This is a genomic window from Ursidibacter arcticus, assembly GCF_009761375.1.
In the GTDB taxonomy this organism is placed as follows: Bacteria; Pseudomonadota; Gammaproteobacteria; order Enterobacterales; family Pasteurellaceae; genus Ursidibacter; species Ursidibacter arcticus.
The window spans coordinates 1-1,647 of sequence record NZ_LEKM01000066.1 but is presented as its reverse complement, the minus strand read 5'-3'; the positions used below and the strand labels follow the sequence as shown (position 1 = coordinate 1,647).

Below are 1,647 nucleotides of genomic sequence, written 5' to 3'. Positions count from 1 at the left end.
ACTTGGCATTGTTTCTGCACCTAAGCAAACTTCCGCCATTGATTTTACTGTTTCAACAGGGTAGTCACCATTTGCTGTTTCGCCTGAAAGCATTACTGCATCAGTACCATCTAACACCGCATTTGCAACGTCCATTACTTCCGCACGAGTTGGCATTGGTTTTTTGATCATTGATTCCATCATTTGCGTTGCAGTAATCACAACACGATTTAAACGACGTGAACGGCGGATCAATTTTTTCTGAACGCCAACTAATGCTGCATCACCGATCTCAACACCTAAGTCACCACGAGCAACCATAATCACATCAGCACCTAAGATGATGTCATTCATCGCTTCTTCAGTTGCCACAGTTTCAGCACGTTCTACTTTCGCAACAATTTTAGTATCTAAACCTGCTTCGTGAGCTAATTGACGTGCGTAGTGTAAGTCTGCACTTGATTGTGGGAAAGAAACAGCAAGATAATCAACACCAATTTTTGCGGCTAATTTAATATCTTCTTTATCTTTTTCTGTTAAGGCTGGAGCAGATAAACCACCACCTAATTTGTTAATACCTTTATTGTTTGATAATGGGCCACCAACAGTTACTTCAGTGAAGACTTTTGCTCCATCAATAGAAAGCACTTTTAATTGAACATTACCATCATCTAATAAAAGAATATCGCCAGGTACAACATCATTTGGTAGATTTTTATAATCTAAACCTACTGATTCTTGTGTACCTTCACCTTTTGGTAAATCTGCATCAAGGGTAAATTTATCACCGATATTTAAGAAAATCTTCCCTTCTTTGAACGTTGATACACGAATTTTAGGGCCTTGTAAGTCACCAAGAATAGCAACGTGTTTGCCTAAGCGTTTAGCAATTTCACGCACTTTTTCAGCACGATCAATATGATCTTGTGGTATGCCGTGAGAGAAGTTCATACGAACCATATTTGCACCAGCAGCAATAATTTTTTCTAAAGTATTGCCACGGTCTGTTGCAGGACCCATTGTACAAACAATTTTGGTTCTTCTGAGTTTACGAGACATTATTGAGTTACTCCATTGATAATAGTTAAAAATAATTGAAATCTTTCAGAGTCGTTGCGAGAGAATAGAAATTGCTTGCAACCACAAAAAACGGGGGGCATTATACGCTTAAATCGTTTTAGTTTAAATATAAAAAGGGGAAGAATGATGAAGATTTGGGTAATGCGACACGGGGAAGCTAGCTTCAATGCTCCATCGGATAGCCAAAGAACATTGACAGAAAACGGCGAATCAATGGCATATACGCAAGGTCAATGGTTAGGAAAAAGGCTTTTAGATCAATCAATTATTTTTGATAAGATTATTGTCAGCCCCTATTTGCGTACCCAACAAACCGTAGAACATCTTTGTCAAGGAATGCAAGCGGTAGGATATATGCAAAGTTTTGCAAATATTATCGAAACGTGGCAGGAAATTACTCCTTCGGGTGATCCCAATAATGTGATGGATTATCTCTCTTTTCTAAATGAAGAAGGTGCAAAGCATATCTTAATTGTGTCTCATCTTCCTTTAGTCTTTGATTTGGTTCAACATCTCACTCAATATCAACAAAGCGTACATTTTTACCCAGCTGTAATCGCAGAAGTAGAATGGAATAGCAAAAATGGG

2 protein-coding genes are annotated in these 1,647 nt (G+C 38.3%); one reads left to right on the top strand and one right to left on the bottom strand.

The genetic code is table 11. The features are described 5' to 3' along the window. Positions 1–1,038, bottom strand: a 1,038-nt coding sequence (gene pyk / locus A1D25_RS01800; RefSeq protein ID WP_157394014.1) for a pyruvate kinase, incomplete at its 3' end; no start/stop codon positions are given. Positions 1,039–1,185: 147 nt separating this feature from the next. Here pyk and sixA point away from each other — a divergent pair. Beyond that, a partial coding sequence (gene sixA, locus A1D25_RS01795) for a phosphohistidine phosphatase SixA (RefSeq protein WP_157394015.1) occupies positions 1,186–1,647 on the top strand: 462 nt, incomplete at its 3' end.